Here is a 24405-nt window from a genome sequence, read left to right as displayed (position 1 = left end):
GACAAGCCATTCCTTTCTTAGCCCGATAGAGAACTGCGCATCGATGCCGATCTGTGGGAGGTTCTTTATTCCAATGTATCATGTGTTGAAAGGGTTAACAAACCAATTAATTAACAATTATGTAATAATTATTAGAAGATACTAATTTGATATTGATCTAAGTAAACTTAAAAATTATTTCGCTATTTTACTAGTTATTGTTTTTGTTGTTCCAAGGGGCGACATGTAGACGAACTACAGCATTTAAGACTATATATGGTTAGTCCAAGTAAATGCTTGGTTAGTTACAAAATCTTTATTTATAAATAGGTTCTTAAGACCTAAAGTTTATACATAGAATAACCGATACTTAATCCATAATCAGGAGAATTTAGGATTATTTTTTTCTGAATAAAAATACTTGTCGCAGATATTACATAAAATCAGAATATTATGCTTCATGAGAAACTACATAGGTTTAATCGACTGGCCTATATAGTTGGTTTTATGAAATATCGGGTGGAAAGGAACGGAAAATGGCATTACAGCATCGTAGAGGCAATTCCTTGTACCACCGATTTCCTCGGCTTCTTTTGCTTCAAGCAGGAGGAGGAGGTGAGTTGGTGACTTCTGAAACCAACAAGCCCAACGTAGTACTGACTCGTGAGGGAAAATCATATTATTTGCATGATCCAGAGCAACCTGGGCGGGAAGCAGAATTATTTGTTTCAGGTTTTAACGAAGTTAAACCTCAAACGCACGTGATCTTTTTTGGTGTAGGACTTGGGTATCATATTCGTGAATTTCTGCGTAGACACCCAAATGCCAGCTTCTCCATCGTCGAGCCGGACATTGGTGTGATGAATATTTTTTTGCAGTATCTGAATGAAAACGACTGGCTGGCTGATAAGATGATCGAAGAGGTTATGGTAGGAGGAATGACTGGAGAAACAATCAATATACTGCATAGGTTGATTGACCGTGTATCTGGGGTCCTAGTTGTTCCATGGCTCCCGTATCGCCCCTTATTTGCTGCAGAACTGAAGAAGTTTAATGAAATATTGTACAAAATGGTCTCAAACAAAAAGGACAAAATGGCTATCAATAGCGTGTACGAAAAAAAATGGGCGTTAAACAGTATTCATAATTTCCCTTATATTTTACATAGTTCGAATTTTCTGCACGCGGGCTCAGAGCATATTAGGGACAAGCAAGTCTTAGTAATATCTGCTGGTCCTTCGCTTAACGACGAAATTGAGCACCTGCGACATATTCGTGAGAACAATCTTGCTTATCTGTTTACAGTAGGATCGGCAGTGAACACGCTGGTGGAGCATGACATTTATCCGCACGGCACGTTCAGTTATGACCCGAACGAATATAACGTAAATGTAATTCAAAAGGTGATCGACAAGCGAATTGATTCAATTCCACTTATTTTCGGCAGTACGGTCGGTAAACACACCCTTGATCATTATCCAGGTCGTCTTATGCATATCATTATCTCTCAGGATGAACTCTCCAAGCACGTATTACGGACACCTGAGGGAAATAAACCAACGATTATTAACGATGCTCCTTCTGTAGCGGTCATTGCACTCCAATGTCTGATCGAGATGAAAGCAGACCCTATTGTGTTGGTGGGGCAAAATTTAGCTTATCGGGATGAACAATATTATGCTGAGGGGATTACTCATGCCCAAGGTGTTCCAGCTAGTGCAGATTTGCCGCGTGTACAGGGCGTTCATGGCCAACAGGTGGTTACACGACATTCATTTATTAAAATGAAAACAGAGATGGAGTTTTACATTAGTACAGTGAAGGGAACTGAAATTATAAACACAACGCGTGAAGGCGCTGTTATCAAAGGAACATCTTTTCAGAACTTGGAAGAGGTAATCCAGACGCGGTTAAAAAGTGTTATTGACGACGCGTGGCTGCAAACCAGCAACAATTCGGAATACGATCTCTTGTTTCTGAGGTCACGCATTGAAGAGCTTCAGCGGGACGAAGAGGTTTTTCAAACCACTATGGAACAGATTCACCATGCTTTACTCGGCATTAAACATAAGCTCAGTCTGAAGCAGGCCAATATGCTGAACGCGTCCTTTGGACAGTTTGATGACTTATTTGCCTCACTATTAGGTAATTGTTTTTTTAAAATATATGTTCTGCCTCGCCATCGTATGCGGTATGAGTTTTTGTACAGTAAAATGGACGCCATTCAGAAAAGTAGGAATCCTCTAATCAGAGGGGAGCAAATTCTGCTGTACTTCGGGGATTTCATATGGAAATGCCAGCAGGATTATATGGAAATCAAGAATGAGATCCATGAATTTCACCGTTCCATACACCTAGATAAAAAGGAGCACATATATGAGCAAGAAGAATAGAAATAAGAATAGAAGTAAAAATCGTGTAAATCGAATGATTAAGGCAAGTGTACTGACAACACAGGTACTCAACCTGGCGAACCCATATATTTCAGCTGCATTTGCATCGGATAGCGTAAGTAATACGATGGAGAATGTATCAGTGTCGGACGGATTCATACAAGACACTTCTTCATCCAGCGTGGTTTCATCGGTCTATATGCGGGCGCAAATGGACGAGCCCCCATACTATACATGGCTTTCACCTCACGCAAGCGGCGTTTCTTTTTATGAAAATCTGTATATGGCATTCAGTGAAGAGGTGCAACTGGGAGCAGGCCATCTGGTGGTGCATCAAGAAGATGGAAGTGAAGTGGGAAGAATAAACATAAGTGGGGGAACGGTCACAGGGGGAGATATCCACTTTAGTGGTCATAATGTGGTGATGAAACTGGATCATCCACTGGAGGACAGTGCCCAGTATTATGTAGAGGTCAGCTCAGGAATGTTTGTAGATAGCGCTGGACAGGGAACAAATGCCATTTGGGATAAGAACACGTGGAGCTTCCGGACAGCAGATACCATCGCACCAAAGCTGGTGAGGAAGGGACCGGAGGGCCCGGACATGAGCGGCGTGAGTCCCTACGATGCGAACTTTATGCTGGAGTTTAATGAGCCAGTGAGATGGGAGCACGGTTACGTAAGGCTGCACGAAGCTTCGGGAGGAGCCGTGGTTCGTGAGTTACCGATATCGGGTCAGTGGGGAACGGGGAAATCCCTATCAGTCTGGGAAAATACAGCCTACTTTTCCTTTTCGGGTGGGCTGGAAGAAGGAAAGTCTTACTATCTGGAAATTACTTCGGGAGCCCTAACCGATTTGGCGATGAATCCATATGTAGGGATGCATACTTCGGAGGACTGGACGTTCCGCACACGAGATGAGAAACCACGTTATACGCATCTGTATCCAGAGGGGAGCGGTCAAACGCTCACCCCGAACCTGCATATGAGCTTCAGTGAAGAGGTGCAGCTAGGTACAGGCCATCTGGTGGTGCACCAGAAGGATGGAAGTGAAGCAGGTCGGATTAACGTGAGCGGAGGTACGGTCGTAGGTGGCACGGTACATATCAGTGGTCAGCATGTGCGGATGGAACTGGATCATCCACTGGAAGACAGTACCCAGTATTATGTAGAGGTTAGCTCGGGTATGTTTGTAGACCGTGCGGGTCAGGGGACAAATGCGATTTGGGACGAGAATATGTGGAGCTTTCGGACAGCAGACACCACCGCGCCGAAACTGGTGAAGAGAAGAACGCCTGAAGGCTTGGAACTCAGTGGTGCAGGCCAGTATGCAGGCTTTATATTGGAGTTCAATGAGCCGATGAAGTGGAACCAAGGTTATGTAAGGCTCCACGAAGCCTCAGGTGGGGCAGTGGTTCGTGAACTGCGAGTATCCGGTGTAGGAAATTTAAACAGTACGTTAGAAGGACAAGACAATGTAGCCGAATTCTTGCTGTCAGGTGGGCTAGAAGAAGGAAAGTCGTACTATCTGGAAATCACCTCGGGAGCATTGACGGACTTGGCGATGAATCCGTATGTGGGTACGCGTACTCGAGAGGAATGGACGTTCCGCGTACAAGATGAGAGGCCCTATTATACCTATATGTCCCCTCACGGCAATGTGTGGACGCTCGCACCGGAGTTGGGCATGGCATTCAGCGAAGAGGTGCAGCTAGGTACAGGCCATCTGGTGGTGCACCAGAAGGATGGAAGTGAAGCAGGTCGGATTAACGTGAGCGGAGGTACGGTCGTAGGTGGCACGGTACATATCAGTGGTCAGCATGTGCGGATGGAACTGGATCATCCACTGGAAGACAGTACCCAGTATTATGTAGAGGTTAGCTCGGGTATGTTTGTAGACCGTGCGGGTCAGGGGACAAATGCGATTTGGGACGAGAATATGTGGAGCTTTCGGACAGCAGACACCACCGCGCCGAAACTGGTGAAGAGAAGAACGCCTGAAGGCTTGGAACTCAGTGGAGTAGGCCAGTATGCCGGTTTTATGCTGGAGTTTAATGAGCCCATGAAGTGGAACCAAGGTTATGTAAGGCTCCACGAAGCCTCAGGTGGGGCAGTGGTTCGCGAACTTCGGATATCGGGTGCAGGGAAATCGAACTTTACGTTAAAAGGCGAGGAAAATATAGCGTACATTGAGCTATCAGGCGGGTTGGAAGAAGGAAAGCCGTACTATCTTGAAATCACCTCAGGAGCGCTGACGGATATAGCGATGAATCCGTATGCGGGGATGCATACGCCAGAGGAATGGGCGTTCCGCGTACGAGATGAGCGCTCACATCGTTCTAAGCATAAAGAAACGTCAGCTCAGGATACTTCGTCTGCGGCTTCACAAACGGAGACAAAGACTGGTGCCAAATTAACAGACGCTAAGACAGCATCAGGTAAGTGCGGTACTATTCAGTTTATCGATTTAAATGATGGAGACGCCAGCCAAGCCCTGAATGTTACAAATGTTGACCAGAAAGAACTGGTAGTTGATGCCTCGGAATACAGCAAAGCAGCAAAAGTGAGTATACCTTCTGACTTTTTAAAGAAATATGAGAAAGAAAATACAAAGGTGCCGATTAGCATTCACACAGCAGTAGCCCAGTTTACTCTATCTGCTGAATTGGTTAACAAATTGGTCTCATTATATCCTGGAGATAACCTTATCATCGAAATTTCAGCGTTGTCAGGCGAAAACGGTGCACAAGTGCGACAAGCTATTGCTGACACGGGTTTAGTGAATGTTGTGGTAAAACCGATTGATTTTAAGCTTATGGCTGGAGATCAAGAGATCACTGAATTTTTCGGGCATTACGTGGAACGGAAATTCATTCTCGATCGTGAAGTGGATCCTAAGCATATAGCGGCCGTTTGGTTCGATCCTAAGACAGGTGTATTGTCGTCTGTTCCCGTGTTGATTCAGAATGTGGATGGGAAATTGGAGGCAATCATCAAATCAAATCATAACAGCATTTATGCAGTAGTCTCAGCAGATAAAAAGTTTAAGGATCTAGAAAATCACTGGGCGCAAAAAGATGTAGAGATGCTGGCAAACAAGCTGATTGTCCAAGGTGTTCAGCCTGATATTTTTGAACCGAATCGGGCGGTGACAAGAGCTGAATTTGTGGCAATGCTTGTGCGCGGGCTTGGTATGCAGGAGAAGCCGCTAACAGAGCCCTTTACAGATGTGAAAGAAAATGCCTGGTATGCTGGTAGTGTTGGAGCTGCGGTAGAAGCTGGTTTGATCCGTGGTTACGGGAATCAGTCATTTGGGCCAGAAAGATTAATTACGCGTGAAGAAATCGTGGTTATTACCGAAAAGGCTGCACATTACGCTCAAACACTGAATGCTGATCCTACTAATGAGAAATATAAAGAGATTTACAGCGATGCATCCGCTGTTTCTCCTTGGGCTCAAGATGCTATGGCGCATGCTACAGAGCAAGGCTTAATTAAGGGTGTCTCTCCCGACTTGCTTGCGCCCAAACAGCAGGCGGCCCGGGCGGAGGCTACTTCCATAATAAAACGATTTTTGCAACTTATTAAGTTCACGAATTAAAAGTAATGAACTAGACGAATAGGCTCCCTCTTTTTTGGCGATCCAGGTGGATCGCCATTTTTTTATACTTTAGATAGATGATATTATTAGATGTATCCGTGTTTAATGATAGAATTTGTCTAGCAAAAAGGAGGTGCGATGGTGATGGTGGAGGTGACTGGAATTATCGTGGCAGGCGGACGCTCTAACAGAATGGGACAGGACAAGGCGCTGCTTCAGCTGGGAGGCGTTACGGTACTGGAGAGAATAGCAGCTGTGCTAGGGCAGGTAGCAAAACGGGTTATTGTAGTGACTCGGGATACGCAGCAGTATAGGGAGCTTGATCTGGAAACGACAAAAGACCTGTATCCTGGCTTAGGCCCCTTGAGCGGCATTCATGCGGGACTTTCTGCTTCCAGAACAGAGTGGGGCATTGTCGTTGCCTGCGATATGCCCTTCGTGCAGCCAGAGATATTGTGCGCTTTGCTTACTCGCGTAACGAACTGGACAGCGGCGCAAGAGACAAGCAGTGAACAAGGAAAACAACAAGTACAAGGAGATCATGCAACCTTGACAGGAAAAGGCTCATTGCCCCAGCCAGCAGAACCAGCATTACAGGCAGTGATCGCCTCTGTGGATGGACGTATACATCCGCTGCTAGGTGTATATCATCAAAGTGTGTTGCCGTCTGCCGAGCAATGTCTGCGTAGTGACCGTCTTCGTCTGATTGACTGGCTAGATTCATTGAACGTTCGTTATGAGACAGCGGGAGATTGGCCAGGTGCGAGCTTAGAGATGTGGCGGCAAGCTGTGTTTAATATGAACTACCCGCAAGATTATCAGACTACAGTGGAGCAATTAAGGGGTATACAAAAAGGTATCGAACGTGCACAGAGTATGGAAAATCCAGAACGATAACCACCTCAAAAACGGAAAGAAATAACGAAAGATGAGAGAGAAGAAGTGTAATGGTTTTGAGGGGAGTACATAACATGCTGGAAGCTAGTATCCATGCTGTTTTATTGGCGCTGGGTTTGATTTTGCCTTTGGGGGTACAAAATGTATTTGTGTTTAATCAAGGGGCGTGCCAGTCGCGGTTTCGCAATGCATTGCCTGCTGTCATAACAGCGGGTGTCTGTGACACAATCCTGATTACGCTTGCGGTTGGGGGCGTATCTCTTATTTTGCAGCAATTTCTATGGCTCACGAACGTACTCTATGCGGCGGGCTGTTTGTTTCTGCTGTATATGGCCTGGACTTTATGGAGATCGAAGGCAGCTTCCTCGGAAGAAAGTCAGCCAATGCGGCCGAAACAACAGATGATTTTTGCTGCTTCCGTATCGCTATTGAATCCACATGCCATACTTGACACGGTTGGCGTAATTGGAAGCAGCTCCCTTCAATATGACGGTGGGGAACGCTGGGCCTTTGGTCTAGCCGCCGTGTCCGTATCTTGGATATGGTTTATTGGTCTGGCAACGGCGGGGCGTCTCGTGGGACGTATGGATTCAGAAGGGAAGTTTGGGACTGTGCTCAATAAAATATCGGCACTGATTATTTTAGGCTTGGCCATTTATATGGCGATAAATTTCATTACCAGTATGTGACCCAATCCTTGTTAGAGGAAATACTTCAATACAGCGAACACCCCGCTCAAAGCAAAGGGAACACCGATCAAAAATAGCATAAAGGCCAGACAGCCTGCACCATTTATACCGCCTGCAATTCGGGCGTCCCGAGGGTTGGATGGATTGTAAATCGGAAAAGCGCATAGTTGGAATATAGAACATTCGGAATCGGAACAACTGTGTTTGTGGTATGAAAATGAGCGAATGTGTAGATGAAATAAAAAAGTGACGCTGAATTACAACAGCGTCACCGTAATGCCTTGCTCCAGACGCTTCACGTCCTGGAGCTCAATCTTCCCGGCCATGGCGTGCAGAGCTGCCGCTGTGCCGCAGGCCGCTCCCTGCCGTAGCATGGCAGGGAGATCCAGCCCCGTCGCCGCGCCGGTGACCAGGCCGGCGACCATGGCGTCACCGCTGCCGAGCGCGCTGACAATGTCCGCGTCTGGCAGGCTCACGCGGTAGCGCGCATCATGCGTTACCGCCAGCGCCCCGCGCGCGCCGAGCGAGATAACGGCCAGCTGCGCTCCGGCGTCCAGCAGCTTCGCTGCCGCCGCTTCAGCGGCATCCGGGCGCGCTGCGTCGATTCCCGCAAAGTGGGCGGCCTCGTCCTCGTTAGGCTTCACGAGGTCGGGCTTTCCGCGCATCCCCAAGCGCAGCGCCTCACCGCTCGCGTCCAGCGCCACCCGCGCGCCGCGCGCCTTCGCTAGCGTGCACAGCTCGGCGTATAGATCGGGCGGGCAGCCGGGTGGCAGGCTGCCGGAGAATACGACCCAAGCCGAATCCTCGGCAAGGGTCTCGATTTTGCGCCGCAGTGCGGCTAATTCAAGCGGCCCAACGGTCGGTCCGCTCTCAATCAGCTCGGTCTGCGTGCGCGCGGACGGGTCGAGCACGGTAATGGCGAGACGGGTCTCCCCATGTGCCGTTTCAATGAAATCGGCGCTTACGCCTTCCGCGCTCAACCCGTCAATGAGCAGCCGTCCGGTGTGTCCGGCAGCAAACCCGGTTGCTCGTACTGGCTCGCCTAGCGAGCGGATGACGCGGGCGGCATTCACGCCTTTGCCGCCCGGTACCGTCAGGCCGCCTTCAATGCGGTGGACGGCATTCAAACCGAAGCCTGCAACCGTGTAGATTTTATCCACAGCCGCGTTAAGCGTTACGGTGGTAATCACAAGGCATCACTCCTTTAAGATCAGCAATTTGCAACATTTGATGCCATTCGTTTATGTTAAGATATCAGCTTTAATCCCAATGCTGCGGCAAGAATCATGGCGATGAATAAAACACGCAGTACGCTTTTTTGCTCACCGTACAAGAACATGCCTGTAATCGTGCTGCCAACCGTTCCGATGCCTGTCCATACGGCATAGGAAGTTCCCATAGGCAAACTTTTCATGGCATAGCTGAGCAGGGAAAAGCTAAGAACAAAGGATAAGACCATAAGCACTAAGGACTTCCAGCCTTTGCCCACCGTAACTCCCTTCATACCAATGACTCCTAATACTTCCGAGCATCCCGCGATAACCAAAGCAATCCAAGCCATTATGCGCCACTCCCTTCCTGAACATCACGGTCGGTAACTAACTTCAGGCCGACCACACCTGCCAGCAAAAGGGCGATTAACAGCGTTTTGGACCATTGAAACGGTTCCCCGAATAGCAGCATTTCGCCTACGACCGTTCCCCCTGTCCCTAGTCCAGTAAATACAGCATATACCGTGCCTACAGGCAAACGCTTCGCGGCCTTCATGATCAAATAAAAGCTGGCCACCACAGCCAGCACGGTTACAGCCCAGGCGAGTATAGAATCCGCATGCTTCAAACCCGATACCCATACGACCTCAATCAGGCCGCCAACAAAGACGTAAATCCAACTGCGATTCATGATGAATATTCTCCTCAAAAATAAATTTTATAAGTTCGACGGCTTCATGCTTCATGAGGTGAGGTTAACGTAATCCCACGCCAAAAAATAGGCCATGCAGCGTCCAGTCTTCGGTGGTAGTTGACGCTTCCACTGTACAGGAGCTCCACCATGACTCCGTCCACCAGTGTCATAAAGGCTAAAGCCACATCCACTGGCTCCATATGCCCAAAGGGTTCCCGATCCCGTGCATTACGGAGGTGACGAGTTAATTTTCGCTCCATTTTGTCCAGAAAAGGATTAACAATATCCAGCACCTCGTTATACAACGATACAGGCGGAAAGAAGGAAAAGCGAAGCATAAACTTGGCTGAGTCGTTGCTCTCATATTCCTGTCCCATCCAAAACAAGAAGTCATGCAGGGTATGCTTAAGCGGCTGATCTTTACGTTCCGTAAAGTACTCGAAAATACGTAGATTCTGCTCTTGAAAAGCATACCTCGCTACCTGTAGGAACAGATCCTCTTTGCCTTGGAAATGCGCGTATATAGACGGTTTTCGGATACCGACCTCAGCGGCAATACTGCTCAAGGATGCTCCTTCATACCCATTGGTGGCAAATTGAAAAAGAGCGGCCTTTCGAATCTCTTCCATTCCCATTATTGTCACCTACCTAACGTTCGTTAGTTTATTCTTGCACGAAAAAAAGTAAGTGTCAACCCAGCATCATTGTGTTTTGTATAAAGCTTTTCTTTGGATTTTTTTATCAACATTTTAATAAAAAAGTGGGAAGAAATAAGGGGCTCATGTACAATATAATGAAGAATACTTGTCGAATGCAGTCCACTGGAAGTGAGGTTAGTTATGAGGCGAAGCTTACTAGCCGTATTGATCGCGGCTATGGTGTTTATTATTTATTATTTTGGCTTGTTTAATTACATCGGCAAAAATGAAGGAACTGTCATCAGTATTTTTTCCACCCTGACAGTGATCTCCATCAGTCTGATTATTTTTACGGAGAATCGTAATCCCTCCACTACGATGTCCTGGATTTTGCTGCTGGCATTGCTGCCAGTTGTTGGACTTCCTCTCTATTTTCTGTTTGGGCAAAATGTATTCAAGCGTCGCAAGTATGATAAAAAGGCATTGCGTGACCAACAGGCTTACGACCGCATAGAAAAGGATGCTTTGCGAGTCAAACGGGATCTGACCTGCTTTACAGATGAACAGCAGCAGTTGATGCGTTTGGCACGCAGACTGGCCCGCTCCCCGATTTATTTTGCGACCGAAACTCAAATTCTGAACAATGGAGATGAAACCTTCTCCACTTTGCTAGAAGAGCTGCGCAAGGCGCAGCATCATATCCATATGGAATATTACATTTTCCGTTCGGATGATATCGGTACCAGCATTCAGAAAATTTTGATTGAAAAGGCTAAAGCGGGTGTTAAGGTTCGGTTTATGTACGATGCGGTGGGCAGTATTCAGTTGTCAAAGTCATTTTTGAAAGAAATGAGAGATGCAGGAGTAGAGGTTGTTGCGTACGGCGGCGCTCGGATCTTGTTCTTCTCCAGCCGGGTAAACTATCGTAATCACCGTAAAATTGTAGTCATCGACGGTAATATCGGATTAATTGGTGGTCTAAATGTGGGAGATGAGTATCTCAGCCGCAACAAAGCCTACGGCTTTTGGCGTGATACGCATATGATTGTGAAGGGCGAAGCTGTGCGGACGTTGCAGCTTATATTTCTACAGGATTGGCTTCACATGACGGGTGAGTCGGTGCTCGATAGCGAATATCTGTCTCCCAGTATTGAACCCATTACAGACGGAGGCGTGCAGATTATTGCTAGCGGCCCGGATAATGAGCGGAGAGTGCTTAAAAATCTGTTTTTCTCCATGATCACGTCCGCCCGAAAATCAGTCTGGATTGCCACTCCTTATTTTATCCCGGATGAAGATATCCTGACTGCCTTACGGATGGCTGCCTTGTCCGGGTTGGACGTACGTATTCTGTTTCCCGCAAAACCGGATAAATGGCTACCTTTTCTCGCGTCTCATTCGTACTTCCAGTCGTTACTGGAGGTTGGAGTCAAGGTATATGAATATGAAAAAGGGTTCCTCCACTCCAAGCTCCTCATCATTGACGGGGAAGTTGCGACCATCGGGACAGCCAATATGGATATGCGTAGCTTTCATTTGAATTTTGAAGTTAACGCTCTGTTAATTCAAACGCACAGTGTGCAGCAGATGGTAACAGACTACGAACGAGATTTGCATTCTGCCAGTCTGATCGTACGCGAAGAATTCATGAAAAAACGTCTGTTCAAACGTTTGATGGAATCGCTCGCGCGGCTGCTTTCACCGCTGTTGTAGGTCATAAACGAATTCGCTACAGCACTATTCGGTAGTTAAAATGTAGTAAAGCCTAAAATATCCTGTAGACGGTATATAATATCTTTCCAAAATGTTGAATGATCCTCGTAAGCTGCTAGATCCAAGCTGTATTCAGCCCCCTGATTATTCCATAGCTTATCGAAATAGGCCGCAACCTGTCGGGTCAGCTTGCTGTCCGCCGGAGCGGCCACCCACAATTCATTTTCCAGATTCAAATCATCCAGATTACGGGGCGTCAGATTGGTAGAGCCACCCCAAATGATATGCTCTCCTTGCGCCTTGGCGATATAAATCAGTTTGGTATGGAATTGCTCATGGGTGGTATGATACCAGCGAATTTGAATGTTCCCGCCCGATTTATCGGACAACTCTTGGGCGACCGGACGATTGGGGATGCCGATTTTTTCCTGACCAAACGCGTTCTCATTGGGGTCCAGCAGTAATTGGATGTTTACACCGCGCGCAGAGGCATCCAGTAGGCTATTCAATACTTTGCGGTCAGCCAAATAAAACATGCCCATATGAATGCTGTCACCTTTCTTCGTCTGCCCGATGCTATCCAGAACCGAGGTGTACACCTTGCCCTCAGTTAGATATTTGATTCGATAGCTGTCCTTACTCGATGGAACTTTGGGTTCGGCCTGTGGTGTATAGGCAGGAAGCTGCCCACCGCCCGAAAAGTCCAACACCGCCTGTTCCGTTTGTAAAATGTCTCCGATGATGGGCCCCTTCACCTCCAGCGCTACATTGGAGTGGTAGGCGCTCGCGTCGTGCACATTGCCTGTAGAAATGAGCGCTGTCTGTTCGCTGACAACCAATTTTCGGTGATTGGCCTTGACGTTTAACAGCTTAAGATAGGAGCGAGCCGTAACATCCGGTCCGTCACTGGCCATCAGGTTGGGAATCCAGCCTGTGCCTTGCTGCCCGAACCATTGGAAGAAGGTACGCCACACCGCCGAATAGATGGGTGTAGAGTCCCGCAGGGGATCTACATCGGTCTGCACGACCTGAATCCCTGCTCGCTTCATATTTTCCAACAAAGGGTTGGGAGCAGAATTGTAGTTGGTATTGACTTCATCTGTAATGAAAAAGATAGGCATATCAGGATGAGCTTTCTTTTTGGCAATAAGATGATCGGTCATTTGTGCGCTAACTTGGGGGAAGTGCTGACCTTTATGCTTATAGTCGTTGAACAGAAACAGATCGATGACGATAAATTGCTCGGCTTCATCAATGATCCCGAGCATACGCTTCAAAATTTGTCCTTCATGCTGTGCAGTACTACCATCCCCGGTGGGATAGGTCAAATCCGTCCAGAAGTTTACCTCATGGGTTGAATACTCCTGGCTCTCATAAGAGACGAACGGAGGCAAGGGTTTATGGGTCTGATACAGCATGACGGCAATCAGCCAAAGGATAAGTACCAGAATGGCAATTTTAAGGGCACGGCCCTTATGCCTGGATTTTCTTTGATATTCCGGCTTAGAATGCAGCGGATCACGTGTAGTCATATGACGATCAACTCCTCAATTGGATGCTGCATTCCGTTTTACCGTGCCGGAACATGCAGTTTTATGATGGGATACTGTCAAGTTATTAACGCAAGTGTGCAGGATTGACGCGGATACTGAATGAAATGAAGGATGTTTTACTATTCGTTGAGGACATATGTCCTTTATAGAGAGTCTGCCCTATAATTTAATATATAGAAAAGTCATTTACATGGGGAGAATAACGATTTATGAGAGGAATCTTGTTTGCTTTTCTGGGAGGAGCGTGTATTACGCTACAAGGTGTAGCGAATACACGGATTAGTCAGGATATTGGTACATGGCAGGCTGCTGCTGTTACTCAGCTAATAGGGTTTATTTTGGCAGCATTAGTCTGGATGTTTACAAGGGATGGCAATGTGGCTGAAATGAAACAGGTGAAGCCAATGTATCTTTGGGGCGGTGCCTTTGCAGCTATTATTATATTTAGTGAAGTCACGGCGATCCAACATATTGGGGTTACGTTCACGATCTCGGCGTTGTTGATTGCGCAGTTGTGTTTAACCTTTCTGGTAGATATTAAGGGATGGTTCGGTATAGTGAAGCAAAAGATGAAGCTGCCACAATTTATAGGTATTGGTATGATGATCGCGGGTGTAATTATTCTGAAGCTTTAAAATAGAAATTTAACTTGTAAAGAAAGCTTAGAATGTAGAGATTGAAGGTGAGCTTAGGAATGAGAGAAATTCAGGATCAAGAGCAGCTAAAATATTTTTTGCAGCTGCATGAGTTGGAATCCATACTCTACGAGCCACTACATCCTTATTTGTCGTTGCATCGTTTGGAGCAAGGGGAAAAGCTCTGTTTACAGGGGGATCCCATTGAGCATCTATATATACTGGTGCAGGGCAAGGTCAAGATTTATACCAGTTCTACAGAAGGGAAAACCCTGATCCTTTGCTTCAAAACACCGATCGAGGTCATAGGAGATGTTGAATATATTCGGAATAGTCACGTCATCAACACGGTAGAGGCAGTGTCTCCGATCTATGTGATCGGTATTCACCACCAATGGATGAACAAATACGGCAAAGACTATGCTCCTTTGCTGCAATTTCTATTGGATGTTGTCACGCGAAAGTTTTGCCTGGACTCCGACTTTTCCAGTTTTAATCTCATGTATCCGGTGGAAGTCAGACTGGCGAGCTACCTGCTATCGGTTTCTTTTGACGAATCGAATACAGCTTTTCATGAGGAATTACGGGCATCCAGTCTGGTAGATGTGGCGAATTTGATCGGAACCAGCTATAGACATCTCAACCGTGTTATTCGCAAAATGATTGAAGATGGATGGGTTGAACGGACAAAAGGCTATATTGTCATTCGGGACAGAAAAGGTTTGAGTGAACTGGCAGGACATAATATTTATGAATCATTGTAATAGGAGCATGTAGTAAAAAACAGAAGAATATCAAGGATCATCAAGGGAGAGTTAACATATGTTATTAGGAATTGTATTGGCGGTTATCGCAGGTGCCTTGGTCAGTCTGCAAACGATATTCAATAATAAGGTGAATGAACGGACAGGATCGTGGGCCACAACAACATTGGTGCTGGGCACAGGGTTCTTGGCTTCCTTACTCGGGAGTCTTATTTTTGAAGGGAAAAATACATTTGCTTTACAGCATATGCAGCCGTGGTACTGGTTCAGTGGCATGATTGGTGTCGGTGTTGTGTTCTGTCTGGTACAAGGAATGAAGCGACTTGGCCCGACCTATGCGATCTCCATTGTATTGACAGCGCAATTAGGGACCGCCCTGTTGTGGGATTCATTAGGATGGCTAGGATTAGAGAAAATTCCGTTTACCATTAACAAGCTGATCGGTGTATTGGTCATTATCGGTGGTATTCTTGTGTTCAAATTTGGACACGGGCGTACGAAGGAGCAAGGAGAAAGCATTTCATCTGTACCTGATTCGATGAAGGGATAAAGGAGAATGTAATGACCTTTATCTTGCTGGGATAGGGATCATACTTTCGAGTAGGCATTTTGTAGAAAAGCTGCAGCTCAATTAGGGGCGGCTTTTCTGTAAAGTTTCCGAAATAACTGGTTTATGGCGTATTTTGAACATGATCTATGGGGGAGAAAAAATGTTCACGATCGTGTATATATTTTCCCATCCATGATACAATGAGAGTATCTTAAAATAGCCACTTTAAGGGCATACGATATTTGTATAAGAGACGATAAATAGATCGGTTACCGTGTTCGGGAACGGTCTTATTTGTGCTTCTTGAACTTGATACAATAAACAGAGTGACTTTGGATGAGGTGGAACATAGATGAGTAGTACAGAGAATAAAAAAGGAGCACCTGACGGCTTTAACAGATCCGGCTCTTTGTTGCCTGCCGCGCGGACAGGCGAACGGAAGATTGAGCACGTCCGCCTTTGTTTGCAAGAAGATGTGGCCGGACAAGGTATCACCAGCGGGCTGGAGCGGTATGTCTTTAAGCACTGCGCTCTGCCGGAGTTGCATTTTGACGAGGTTCGCCTGGATACTACTTTTTTAGGACAGGCTGTACGAACACCGTTGCTTATTAGCTCCATGACAGGCGGCAGCGCCGAGACAGGAGCGATTAATGAGCGATTAGCAGAGACAGCGGAGAGACGCGGCTGGGCATTGGGCATCGGCTCGGTACGGGCTGCGGTGGAAAGGGAAGAATTGGCTCCAACCTTTGCAGTCCGCCGTCTGGCACCCAGTATCCCGATCCTTGCCAATCTGGGTGCGGTGCAGCTGAACTACGGATTTGGCGTGGACGATTGTCGCCGTGCAGTAGACATTGCTGGAGCAGATATGTTGGTGCTGCATTTGAACGGATTGCAGGAGATTTTCCAACCCGAAGGGAATTTGGATTTTAGCGGCCTGCTTAATCGTATCGAGGAGTTGTGTCGTCAGCTTTCAGTGCCTGTAGGAGTGAAGGAAGTAGGTTGGGGCATAGATGGCGAGACGGCATCAAGACTGTATGATGCGGGTGCAGCCTTTATTGATGTCGCTGGTGCAGGCGGGACAAGCTGGAGCCAAGTGGAGAAATTTCGTAACCCTGATCCTGTGCGTCGTGCGGCGGCGGAGGCGTTTGCGGACTGGGGCAATTCGACCGCTGATTGTATCGTGGAAGTCAGAGCCGCTCAGCCACATGGTGCTCTGATCGGCAGCGGTGGACTGAGAGACGGTGTCAATGCAGCGAAGGTGCTTGCTTTGGGAGCTGACATGGCAGGCTTCGGGCGTTCTTTGCTCGGTTCTGCGGTTGCCTCTAGTGAAGCGCTGGAGGCACGTTTGGAGCAGGTCGAACTGGAACTCCGCACGGTCATGTTTGGTATTGGGGTAGATGGAATAGAAGGGCTCAAAGATACAACTCGACTAAGAAAGAAGGTAAATGGATGAGCGGACTTATTACATTGGTTCCGATGAATGCGGAGCAATATGATCGATTTGAACAACGCTCGCTTGCCGACTATGCGGATGAGAAAATCCAAGCAGGTACATGGACGGTTGAAGAAGCACCAGAGCGAGCGGCAGAAAGTTTTGCTCAATACCTGCCACAGAGACTAGACACACCTCATGCTCACCTGTATATGTTGATGTTTTCCGATGACGGGGGGCAGAGTCAGGAGGAAGCTGGCTACATCTGGTTCAATATTACGGACGGCGTGCAAGGAGAAGAAGCTTTTCTACTGGATATCCTTGTATACGATTCATACCAGGGGAGGGGTCTAGGTACGATGGCGATGGAGGCTTTGGAACAGGAGGCTCGCAGGCTGGGAGCTGTCCGCATCGGGTTGCATGTATTTGGGCATAATGAGCGAGCTTTGCATGTATATCGCAAGTCGGGCTATCGGATTACAGATATCCAGATGAGCAAAGAAATCTAAATAGGGATATAGTAAAATCCTGAATTCCATAACCGTATGCTTGCCGCGTGTATAGGTTCTCATATATAATGTGGGTTGGTAAACTAACGGATGGCATAACGCATATTTTATATAAACGGGAGTTGTTCTGATTATGGCTTTAAAAGCGGGGATTGTGGGCTTGCCGAACGTGGGCAAATCAACACTTTTTAACGCAATAACGCAGGCGGGTGCGGAATCCGCAAACTATCCATTTTGTACGATTGACCCCAATGTAGGCGTCGTTGAAGTACCGGACGAGCGGTTGGATAAGTTGACCGAACTGGTTGTGCCGAATAAAACGGTGCCAACGGCTTTTGAATTTGTTGATATTGCAGGACTTGTGCGCGGTGCGAGCAAGGGCGAGGGTCTGGGTAACAAGTTTCTGGCTCATATTCGTGAAGTGGATGCGATTGTACATGTGGTACGTTGCTTTGAAGATGAGAACATTACCCATGTAGACGGCAAAATTGACCCGATCAGCGACATTCAGACCATTAATTTGGAACTGATTCTGGCGGATATCGAAAGCGTAGACAAGCGTATTGAACGTTCCCGCAAAAACATGAAGGGTGGCAACAAGCAGTACACCCAAGAAGTTGAAGTGCTGGAGCGGATCAAGGAAACGCTATATGCTGATAAACCTGCGCGTAGCTTAGAATTGTCGGATGAAGAACGGCTGATTGTACGCGATCTTCATTTGCTGACGATGAAGCCTGTACTCTACGCCGCTAATGTTAGCGAAGATGGTGTAACGGAAGCCGACAGCAATCCATATGTGCAAAAGGTACGCGATTTTGCTGTGGCTGAAAATGCAGAAGTGGTGCCGATTAGCGCCAAGGTAGAATCTGAAATTGCTGAGCTGGAAGGCGAAGACAAGGCGATGTTCCTCGAGGAGCTGGGATTGGCTGAATCCGGATTGAACCGTTTGATTAAAGCAGCATATCGCTTGTTGGGCCTGTATACGTATTTCACAGCAGGTGTGCAGGAAGTACGCGCTTGGACGATTCACAAAGGAACGAAGGCACCGGGTGCTGCGGGCGTAATTCATACGGATTTTGAACGCGGATTTATTCGTGCCGAGGTTGTATCCTACAACGATTTGGTCGCTGCTGGTTCGATGAACGGGGCCAAGGAACGGGGTCAGCTTCGTCTGGAAGGTAAGGAATATGTAGTGCAGGACGGAGACGTTATGCATTTCCGTTTTAATGTTTAATATAAAATTTCTAGAGTACAATACTCGATTCGGATATATAAAAGACGATGTCTCAAGTATGTGTGTTCTAAAATGTGCTAGATAATGCGGTCGCTGCCTATATTAGGCGGCGACTTTTTTTATTGAATTACATGTCGTGTGGATTTTTGCAAAATCCTAAATTAGTCAGTATTTCTTGTAGCTAATTCATGAATTAGTTGGTATAATAAAGAGCTGTAGCCAGTGAAATTGAAGCTGGCTTCATATTAATTTAACTGAAGAGGTGAATCGCTTGTTGGACCGATTGCAATCATTGGCGGACCGCTACGATAAACTGAGCGAACTGCTCTGCGATCCGGATGTAGCGAACGATAGCAAAAAACTTAGAGATTATTCCAAAGAACAGTCTGATTTACAGCCTGCTTATGAAGCATATACCGAATATAAAAATGTCGTTGAAGAGCTGGAAGCTGCAAAAACCATGCAGGGTGAAAAGCTGGACGACGAGATGCGTGAAATGGTCAAAATGGAGATTGAAGAACTGAGTGTTCGTAAGCGGGAGCTGGATGAAAAAATCCGTATTTTGCTGCTGCCGAAGGACCCGAATGATGATAAGAACGTTATTATTGAGATTCGTGGGGCAGCGGGTGGTGACGAAGCGGCACTATTCGCAGCTGATTTGTACCGGATGTATACCCGTTATGCCGATACCCAAGGCTGGCGTGTAGAGCTGATGGACGCGAACATGAATGATCTCGGGGGCTTTAAAGAGGTTATTTTCATGATTAACGGCCGCGGTGCATACAGCAAAATGAAATTCGAAAGCGGCGCACACCGCGTCCAGCGGATTCCGACGACGGAATCAGGTGGACGTATTCATACATCGACATCTACAGTATCCGTTATGCCTGAGGCAGAAGAAGTGGATATTGAAATTTCCGACAAGGATATTCGCGTGGATACGTTCTGTTCCAGCGGTGCGGGCGGACAATCCGTTAATACGACCAAGTCGGCGGTGCGTGTAACGCATATGCCAACAGGTATTATGGCAACCTGTCAGGACGGAAAATCCCAGAACTCCAATAAGGAGAAGGCGCTGCAAGTTTTGCGTGCCCGTATTTCGGATATGTTGCGTCAGGAAGAGGAAGCCAAATATGCAGGCGAGCGTAAGAGCAAAGTAGGTACCGGGGACCGCAGTGAGCGTATCCGTACCTACAACTTCCCGCAAAGCCGTGTAACGGATCATCGTATTGGACTAACTATGCATAAGCTGGACCAGGTGATGAACGGGGAGATCGAAGAAATCGTATCGGCGCTCACGATTGCAGAGCAGGCTGATTTGATGGAACAAGAGGTTTAAGTTTTGGGGAACGAGCGCGATTGTGTGTATCGGATGTCGCCGGAACGAAACATGAGTGTCAGAGAAGCCTTGGTTGAGGCTTCTTCTTTTTTAGGAAGCTGTGGCGTTCTGGAGCCCCAGCATAATGCCCGTTTGTTGCTGGAGCATGTGCTCGGATTGGAAGGTACGGCGTTTTACGCCGCTCTGGGTGATCCGTTCCCTTCCACCGCCAAGGAGGCGTGGGAACGGATCATAGCCCGCAAAGCTGCGGGTGAACCGGCGCAGTATATTATCGGACGGCAGGAATTTTATGGCCGCCCGTTCGCGGTTTCGCCGTCGGTGCTGATTCCGCGCCCCGAGACAGAACTGCTCGTCGAGGCGATACTCCAGCACGGCGATCGGCTGTGGCCAAGCGGTGCTCCTCAGGCGCTCGACATCGGCGCGGGCAGCGGTGCGATTGCCGTGACGCTGGCGGCTGAGCGACCGAGCTGGCGCGTAGCGGCAGGGGATATTTCGGCTGCCGCGTTAAAAGTAGCGGCTTATAACGCTGCTGCGAACGGCGCAGCCGTAGAATTCCGCGAGGGCGATCTGCTGGCGCCATTTGCGGGAACGACGGTGGACATTCTCGTGTCCAACCCGCCGTACATCCCGGCTGCTGACATCGCTGGCCTACAGCCGGAGGTCCGCGACCACGAGCCACGGATGGCGTTAGATGGTGGTCCTGACGGGCTCGGCCCGTATCGGGCAATGCTGGAGCAGCTCGGACTCCTTCAGACTCCGCCCCGGCTAATCGGGTTTGAGCTGGGGATGGGACAGGCCAGAGACGTGGCTGGCCTGCTGGAACAGGCAGGTCATTGGAAGGATATTATAATCGTTCCTGACCTTGCAGGGATTGAACGACATGTCCTAGGCGTCTCGGAGTAGTGGTGCATTTTCTTTTTGCGAGTCTTTCCTTTAGAATAAGAGGAGTATGACCGAGAAACGGCTCAGGGGGAAATCATGCTTCAGAAATTGAAAAAAATTGACGGTCCGGTTATCTTTATTCTGGTTTTGCTCATGGCGATTAGTATCATAACGGTATACAGCGCAGGTAGGGGCCCTACGAACTTGGCAGAGCACGGCAACGACTATCAAAAGATGATCGGGTATTATATATTGGGTTTTGTGGCGATCTTGGGTTTAGCGATGGTCGATTTTCGGATATTCATTAAAAAAGCCCTGTACGTATATGGAGGCGGAATATTCCTGTTGGGTCTCGGATTTTTTGGTGGGACGGTTAACAACTCTCAGGGCTTTCTGAAAATTGGTGGCTTGAATCTTCAGCCTGCCGAGGTATTCAAGCTGGTTCTTATCATTTTTCTGACTTATATGCTGATCAAAAAGCGCAAGAGCAGGCTGTATTTCATTCAGGATGTTCTTCCAGTGGCTCTGGTGAGCTTTGTCCCGTTTGCCATGGTTATGGCACAAAATGACTTGGGTAATGCGCTTGGTTACATTGTCATCGTCATTGGTATGCTATGGATTGGTAATGTGAAGGCATCCCATGCGTTAATCGGATTCATCGTATTTGCAGTCGCCGTTGGCGGCGGGATCAAAGCTTATATTTCGTTTCACGATGAGATTGATTCCTTTATGAAGGGGATTGGCCGTAGTCACTGGGTTGAGCGGTTGGACCCTTGGTTGGTACCGGAAGAGGCAACCGCGAAGGCGTCTTATCATACCAAAAATGCCAAGCTGGCGATAGCCTCTGGCGGGATGATGGGCAAGGGCTTTTTGCAAGGAACCTCGGTACAGTCCGGGCGTGTTCCTTATACGTATGCGGATTCTATTTTTGTGGTCGTAGCGGAGGAATTTGGCTTTGTAGGCTCTTCAGTGCTGTTATTGTTATATTTTATTTTGATTCACCGAATGATCCTGATTTCGCTGGAATGCCGGGATCGCGCCGGACCGTATATTATTGTCGGGATTGTGTCCATGTTACTGTACCAGATTTTTGAGAATATTGGTGCGTTTCTGGGCATTATGCCGCTTACGGGGATTACGCTCCCGTTCATAAGTTATGGTGGTACCTCGTTGCTTATTAACATGGCTAGTATCGGCTTGGTTATGAGCATTAAGGTGCACGGCCAAGAGCTGGAGGATGATCTGCCACAGCCTTCCAGATTGAACTTGACGAAGGCGAAAAAAGCCTAGTACAGTTGGATTGTGGCTAGATACTGATTGGTATTTGTGTGTGAGTTGAAACGGTGCAACGCGAGAGTCCAGATTGTGAAATCTGGGCTTTTTTATATTCCTCGGCGAGGGTCAGAAGCTTGGTGTAGCATGATTCGAGGGTGTATTGAAGAAAATCTGTAAAGTGGTTATGAATATTTTACAAGACTTATAGGTTTAGACTCTCCCAAACCGGACAAACTGATAGACATGATAGAGTTTGGGTTTGGGGGGACGAAGATGAGAAGTTGGGTAAAGCAAGCTGCAATGATATTATTTTGTATTTCGATATTAATGATGTCTTGGGAAGGTCAAAAAACGGATGCTGCTATGACCACTGGAACAAGAGGAACCTTAGCATCAGGAGTGACTACAACAGGGCTGGAAGTGATTCCACACGACTCCATTCGACTGCGTATTTTGGCCAATTCGGATCGCCCGGAGGATCAGCTGGTTAAACGCGAAATACGGGACGCTATTGTGCAGCAGATGAATGCCTGGGTGGGTGAGCTGGAAAACCCGCAAAGCTTAGACCAAGCGAGATCATTGATTGATGCTCATTTACCTGAAATTGACCGTTTGGTAGGTACGGAACTGGCTCGTCGCGGCATTGCCTATGATCATCAAGTGGAACTGGCGAGCGTACCTTTCCCGACGAAAATGTACGGTGGTCTTGTCTACCCGGCAGGGAATTATGAAGCGCTTCGGGTTACGCTGGGACAAGGAAAAGGTCAAAATTGGTGGTGCGTGCTGTTTCCTCCGCTGTGCTTTATTGATGCAGGCAGTGGGGAGGCAGCGGCACAAACGGTATCAGCAAAAACGGATCATGGAGATAGTCGGACGAATGCCACTGACAAGGAGCCGGAAGTGCGTTTTTTTCTGTGGGATGCACTTGCGGGACTGTGCAGCTGGGTGAGTGGCTTGTTTGCCTAAACGTTGAGGAGTGTAAGTTTCCCCATATGCTATAATGGAGCTTACGATAGATATACACATGGCAGGGCCAAATAAACTGATCTTTCAAAGTAGCCTTATAAGATCAAGCGAAATCACTGGCCTGTATACGACAATAAGATATGGGATGATCTGATATGAGTGATAAATCGAATCAAATGCAAGACTTGCGCGGAGATTTTGTGCAAAAGGAAAAATCGGAGCAAAAGCTGGACGAACAGGGGAATTGCGAGCTGAAGCAGGCATTGAAGTCTTCCCATACCCAATGGTGGGATGTCAGATGTTTGGTTCCTGTGAACAACACTGACGGGGGTGTTTCTGACGAAACTTCGGCTGAACAGACTCGGATCGCGGCGGAAAAAGGCATACGCGAGGCTGCTGTACTCCTCCAAGCTGGAGAGACGGTAGCCTTTCCTACGGAGACCGTGTACGGACTGGGAGCCGATGCTCGTAGTACAAAAGCGGTGGAGGCGGTATTCGCTGCCAAAGGACGCCCTTCCGATAACCCGCTCATAGTACATATTTCTGATGCTGATCAATTAGAGGGTATGGTAGCAAAAATAAACGATACAGCCCGGACGTTGATGAATATGTTCTGGCCGGGACCGCTGACTCTCGTATTGCCAGTGGTGCCGCAGGCACTGTCATCGCGTGTAACGGCCGGGCTGGACACGGTTGGTGTGCGTATGCCAGATCATCCGATAGCGCTGCGCTTGATCGCTGAAGCGGGTTGTCCGTTGGCTGCGCCAAGCGCCAATCGTTCGGGAAGACCCAGTCCCACCCTTGCACAGCATGTGCGGGAGGATCTGGAGGGCCGCATCGGCGGCATTTTAGACGGAGGTCCCACAGGTGTGGGGCTGGAGTCCACGGTGGTGCAGGCGGGTGACGACGGAACGGTCACCATCCTGCGCCCCGGCGGCGTGACGGCTGAGCAGCTCGCTGCAGTTGCTCGCGCCGTCGTGCTGGACCCGGCGCTGGCCGCTACGCCCGGGGAGGATGCCGACAGCCCGGCGCCGCGCTCGCCGGGCATGAAGTACACACACTACGCGCCGCGAGGCCGCTTGAGCGTGGTACAAGGCCCGTCGTCCGTTGAGGTGACGGGGTGGATTCGCGCTGCGCTGGCGGAGGCTTCCGCGCGCGGAGAGCGCACGGCAGTGCTCGCGTTCGACGAGCATACCGCCGGCTACGCCGGAGAACGCGTCTACACGCTGGGCAAGCTGGACGCGCTCCATGAGGCAGCGCAACGCCTGTACGGCGTGCTGCGTCGCTGCGACGAGGACGGCGTCACCTACATTTTGGCGGAATCCTGTCCGCCGAAAGGATTGGGAGACGCCGTTATGAACCGCCTGCTTAAAGCGGCAGGTCACCGAATCGTCCGCCTGTAGCTTCTGTCGAATCAGAGCCTCTTATATTAAATTTTCCTCCCTCCTCGT

General features: G+C 48.1%; 21 protein-coding genes. 16 read left to right on the top strand and 5 right to left on the bottom strand.

Going from position 1 to position 24405, the window contains the following annotated elements; all coding sequences use genetic code 11:
- Positions 1-602 precede the first annotated feature (602 nt).
- From NSQ57_RS23150 to NSQ57_RS23135, 4 genes are all read left to right on the top strand, one after another.
- On the top strand, positions 603-2372 hold the full coding sequence (locus tag NSQ57_RS23150) for a 6-hydroxymethylpterin diphosphokinase MptE-like protein (protein WP_342425361.1): 1770 nt from the start codon (positions 603-605) through the stop codon (positions 2370-2372).
- The gene (locus NSQ57_RS23145) at positions 2356-5973 is read left to right on the top strand and encodes an S-layer homology domain-containing protein (RefSeq protein WP_342425360.1); all 3618 of its coding nucleotides are present in this window, start codon (positions 2356-2358) and stop codon (positions 5971-5973) included. The genes NSQ57_RS23150 and NSQ57_RS23145 overlap by 17 nt, the downstream gene beginning before the upstream one ends.
- A 144-nt stretch (positions 5974-6117) precedes the next feature.
- On the top strand, positions 6118-6870 hold the full coding sequence (locus NSQ57_RS23140; RefSeq protein WP_342425359.1) for a molybdenum cofactor guanylyltransferase: 753 nt from the start codon (positions 6118-6120) through the stop codon (positions 6868-6870).
- A gap of 74 nt (positions 6871-6944) precedes the next feature.
- Positions 6945-7559, top strand: a complete 615-nt coding sequence (locus tag NSQ57_RS23135; protein ID WP_342425358.1) for a LysE/ArgO family amino acid transporter — start codon at positions 6945-6947, stop codon at positions 7557-7559.
- A 257-nt stretch (positions 7560-7816) separates the two neighbouring features.
- Here NSQ57_RS23135 and NSQ57_RS23130 read toward each other — a convergent pair whose 3' ends face one another.
- From NSQ57_RS23130 to NSQ57_RS23115, 4 genes are read right to left on the bottom strand one after another with little or no spacing between them, the layout of a single operon-like run.
- Positions 7817-8749 (bottom strand): 1-phosphofructokinase family hexose kinase, encoded by a 933-nt coding sequence (locus NSQ57_RS23130; protein WP_342425357.1) that lies wholly within the window; start codon positions 8747-8749, stop codon positions 7817-7819.
- A 56-nt stretch (positions 8750-8805) separates the two neighbouring features.
- The gene (locus NSQ57_RS23125; protein WP_013312355.1) at positions 8806-9120 is read right to left on the bottom strand and encodes a multidrug efflux SMR transporter; all 315 of its coding nucleotides are present in this window, start codon (positions 9118-9120) and stop codon (positions 8806-8808) included.
- Positions 9120-9461 carry a multidrug efflux SMR transporter gene (locus tag NSQ57_RS23120; protein ID WP_013312354.1) on the bottom strand — a complete coding sequence of 114 codons (342 nt, stop codon included), beginning with the start codon at positions 9459-9461 and terminating at the stop codon, positions 9120-9122. The genes NSQ57_RS23125 and NSQ57_RS23120 overlap by 1 nt, the downstream gene beginning before the upstream one ends.
- Positions 9462-9505: 44 nt before the next feature.
- Positions 9506-10099: a TetR/AcrR family transcriptional regulator gene (locus NSQ57_RS23115; protein WP_069010026.1), complete on the bottom strand. Its 594-nt coding sequence runs from the start codon at positions 10097-10099 to the stop codon at positions 9506-9508.
- 204 nt (positions 10100-10303) lie between these two features.
- On the opposite strand from NSQ57_RS23115, the gene cls reads away from it, so the two are divergent.
- A complete protein-coding gene (gene cls, locus NSQ57_RS23110) occupies positions 10304-11815 on the top strand; it encodes a cardiolipin synthase (protein WP_029518528.1) in 1512 nt (503 codons plus the stop codon).
- A 35-nt stretch (positions 11816-11850) separates the two neighbouring features.
- Here cls and NSQ57_RS23105 read toward each other — a convergent pair whose 3' ends face one another.
- Positions 11851-13347 (bottom strand): phospholipase D family protein, encoded by a 1497-nt coding sequence (locus tag NSQ57_RS23105; protein ID WP_342425356.1) that lies wholly within the window; start codon positions 13345-13347, stop codon positions 11851-11853.
- A gap of 230 nt (positions 13348-13577) precedes the next feature.
- On the opposite strand from NSQ57_RS23105, the gene NSQ57_RS23100 reads away from it, so the two are divergent.
- The 11 genes from NSQ57_RS23100 (at position 13578) to NSQ57_RS23050 (ending at position 24357) form a co-directional block, all read left to right on the top strand.
- The gene (locus NSQ57_RS23100; RefSeq protein WP_069010024.1) at positions 13578-14003 is read left to right on the top strand and encodes a DMT family transporter; all 426 of its coding nucleotides are present in this window, start codon (positions 13578-13580) and stop codon (positions 14001-14003) included.
- A gap of 59 nt (positions 14004-14062) precedes the next feature.
- Positions 14063-14767: a cyclic nucleotide-binding domain-containing protein gene (locus NSQ57_RS23095; RefSeq protein ID WP_029518525.1), complete on the top strand. Its 705-nt coding sequence runs from the start codon at positions 14063-14065 to the stop codon at positions 14765-14767.
- A 58-nt stretch (positions 14768-14825) separates the two neighbouring features.
- Complete coding sequence (locus NSQ57_RS23090; RefSeq protein WP_318627943.1) at positions 14826-15317, top strand: DMT family transporter; 492 nt, start codon at positions 14826-14828, stop codon at positions 15315-15317.
- A 352-nt stretch (positions 15318-15669) separates the two neighbouring features.
- Positions 15670-16770 carry a type 2 isopentenyl-diphosphate Delta-isomerase gene (fni, locus tag NSQ57_RS23085; protein ID WP_029518523.1) on the top strand — a complete coding sequence of 367 codons (1101 nt, stop codon included), beginning with the start codon at positions 15670-15672 and terminating at the stop codon, positions 16768-16770.
- Positions 16767-17258, top strand: a complete 492-nt coding sequence (locus NSQ57_RS23080) for a GNAT family N-acetyltransferase (protein WP_029518522.1) — start codon at positions 16767-16769, stop codon at positions 17256-17258. The genes fni and NSQ57_RS23080 overlap by 4 nt, the downstream gene beginning before the upstream one ends.
- Before the next feature lie 133 nt (positions 17259-17391).
- On the top strand, positions 17392-18492 hold the full coding sequence (gene ychF / locus NSQ57_RS23075; RefSeq protein ID WP_013312345.1) for a redox-regulated ATPase YchF: 1101 nt from the start codon (positions 17392-17394) through the stop codon (positions 18490-18492).
- 271 nt (positions 18493-18763) lie between these two features.
- Positions 18764-19831, top strand: a complete 1068-nt coding sequence (gene prfA, locus NSQ57_RS23070) for a peptide chain release factor 1 (RefSeq protein WP_013312344.1) — start codon at positions 18764-18766, stop codon at positions 19829-19831.
- A gap of 3 nt (positions 19832-19834) precedes the next feature.
- Positions 19835-20734 (top strand): peptide chain release factor N(5)-glutamine methyltransferase, encoded by a 900-nt coding sequence (gene prmC, locus NSQ57_RS23065; protein ID WP_340886632.1) that lies wholly within the window; start codon positions 19835-19837, stop codon positions 20732-20734.
- A 75-nt stretch (positions 20735-20809) separates the two neighbouring features.
- A complete protein-coding gene (locus NSQ57_RS23060) occupies positions 20810-22003 on the top strand; it encodes an FtsW/RodA/SpoVE family cell cycle protein (protein WP_029518520.1) in 1194 nt (397 codons plus the stop codon).
- A gap of 258 nt (positions 22004-22261) precedes the next feature.
- Positions 22262-22954 carry a stage II sporulation protein R gene (gene spoIIR, locus NSQ57_RS23055; RefSeq protein ID WP_340933454.1) on the top strand — a complete coding sequence of 231 codons (693 nt, stop codon included), beginning with the start codon at positions 22262-22264 and terminating at the stop codon, positions 22952-22954.
- Between the two features lie 155 nt (positions 22955-23109).
- Positions 23110-24357, top strand: coding sequence for an L-threonylcarbamoyladenylate synthase (locus tag NSQ57_RS23050; RefSeq protein WP_342425355.1), 1248 nt, complete (start codon positions 23110-23112; stop codon positions 24355-24357).
- Positions 24358-24405: the final 48 nt, after the last annotated feature.

Origin of the sequence: Paenibacillus sp. FSL L8-0502 (assembly GCF_038593055.1) — a bacterium.
Taxonomy (GTDB): domain Bacteria; phylum Bacillota; class Bacilli; order Paenibacillales; family Paenibacillaceae; genus Paenibacillus; species Paenibacillus polymyxa_D.
This window is presented reverse-complemented; position numbering and strand designations above follow the sequence as displayed.

Coding starts and splice junctions, on each gene's coding strand:
- NSQ57_RS23145 (WP_342425360.1), top strand. CDS start 2,356: ATGAGCAAGAAGAATAGAAATAAGAATAGAAGTAAAAATCGTGTAAAT.
- NSQ57_RS23140 (WP_342425359.1), top strand. CDS start 6,118: ATGGTGGAGGTGACTGGAATTATCGTGGCAGGCGGACGCTCTAACAGA.
- NSQ57_RS23135 (WP_342425358.1), top strand. CDS start 6,945: ATGCTGGAAGCTAGTATCCATGCTGTTTTATTGGCGCTGGGTTTGATT.
- NSQ57_RS23125 (WP_013312355.1), bottom strand. CDS start 9,120: ATGGCTTGGATTGCTTTGGTTATCGCGGGATGCTCGGAAGTATTAGGA.
- NSQ57_RS23120 (WP_013312354.1), bottom strand. CDS start 9,461: ATGAATCGCAGTTGGATTTACGTCTTTGTTGGCGGCCTGATTGAGGTC.
- NSQ57_RS23115 (WP_069010026.1), bottom strand. CDS start 10,099: ATGGGAATGGAAGAGATTCGAAAGGCCGCTCTTTTTCAATTTGCCACC.
- cls (WP_029518528.1), top strand. CDS start 10,304: ATGAGGCGAAGCTTACTAGCCGTATTGATCGCGGCTATGGTGTTTATT.
- NSQ57_RS23105 (WP_342425356.1), bottom strand. CDS start 13,347: ATGACTACACGTGATCCGCTGCATTCTAAGCCGGAATATCAAAGAAAA.
- NSQ57_RS23100 (WP_069010024.1), top strand. CDS start 13,578: ATGAGAGGAATCTTGTTTGCTTTTCTGGGAGGAGCGTGTATTACGCTA.
- NSQ57_RS23095 (WP_029518525.1), top strand. CDS start 14,063: ATGAGAGAAATTCAGGATCAAGAGCAGCTAAAATATTTTTTGCAGCTG.
- NSQ57_RS23090 (WP_318627943.1), top strand. CDS start 14,826: ATGTTATTAGGAATTGTATTGGCGGTTATCGCAGGTGCCTTGGTCAGT.
- fni (WP_029518523.1), top strand. CDS start 15,670: ATGAGTAGTACAGAGAATAAAAAAGGAGCACCTGACGGCTTTAACAGA.
- NSQ57_RS23080 (WP_029518522.1), top strand. CDS start 16,767: ATGAGCGGACTTATTACATTGGTTCCGATGAATGCGGAGCAATATGAT.
- ychF (WP_013312345.1), top strand. CDS start 17,392: ATGGCTTTAAAAGCGGGGATTGTGGGCTTGCCGAACGTGGGCAAATCA.
- NSQ57_RS23060 (WP_029518520.1), top strand. CDS start 20,810: ATGCTTCAGAAATTGAAAAAAATTGACGGTCCGGTTATCTTTATTCTG.
- spoIIR (WP_340933454.1), top strand. CDS start 22,262: ATGAGAAGTTGGGTAAAGCAAGCTGCAATGATATTATTTTGTATTTCG.
- NSQ57_RS23050 (WP_342425355.1), top strand. CDS start 23,110: ATGAGTGATAAATCGAATCAAATGCAAGACTTGCGCGGAGATTTTGTG.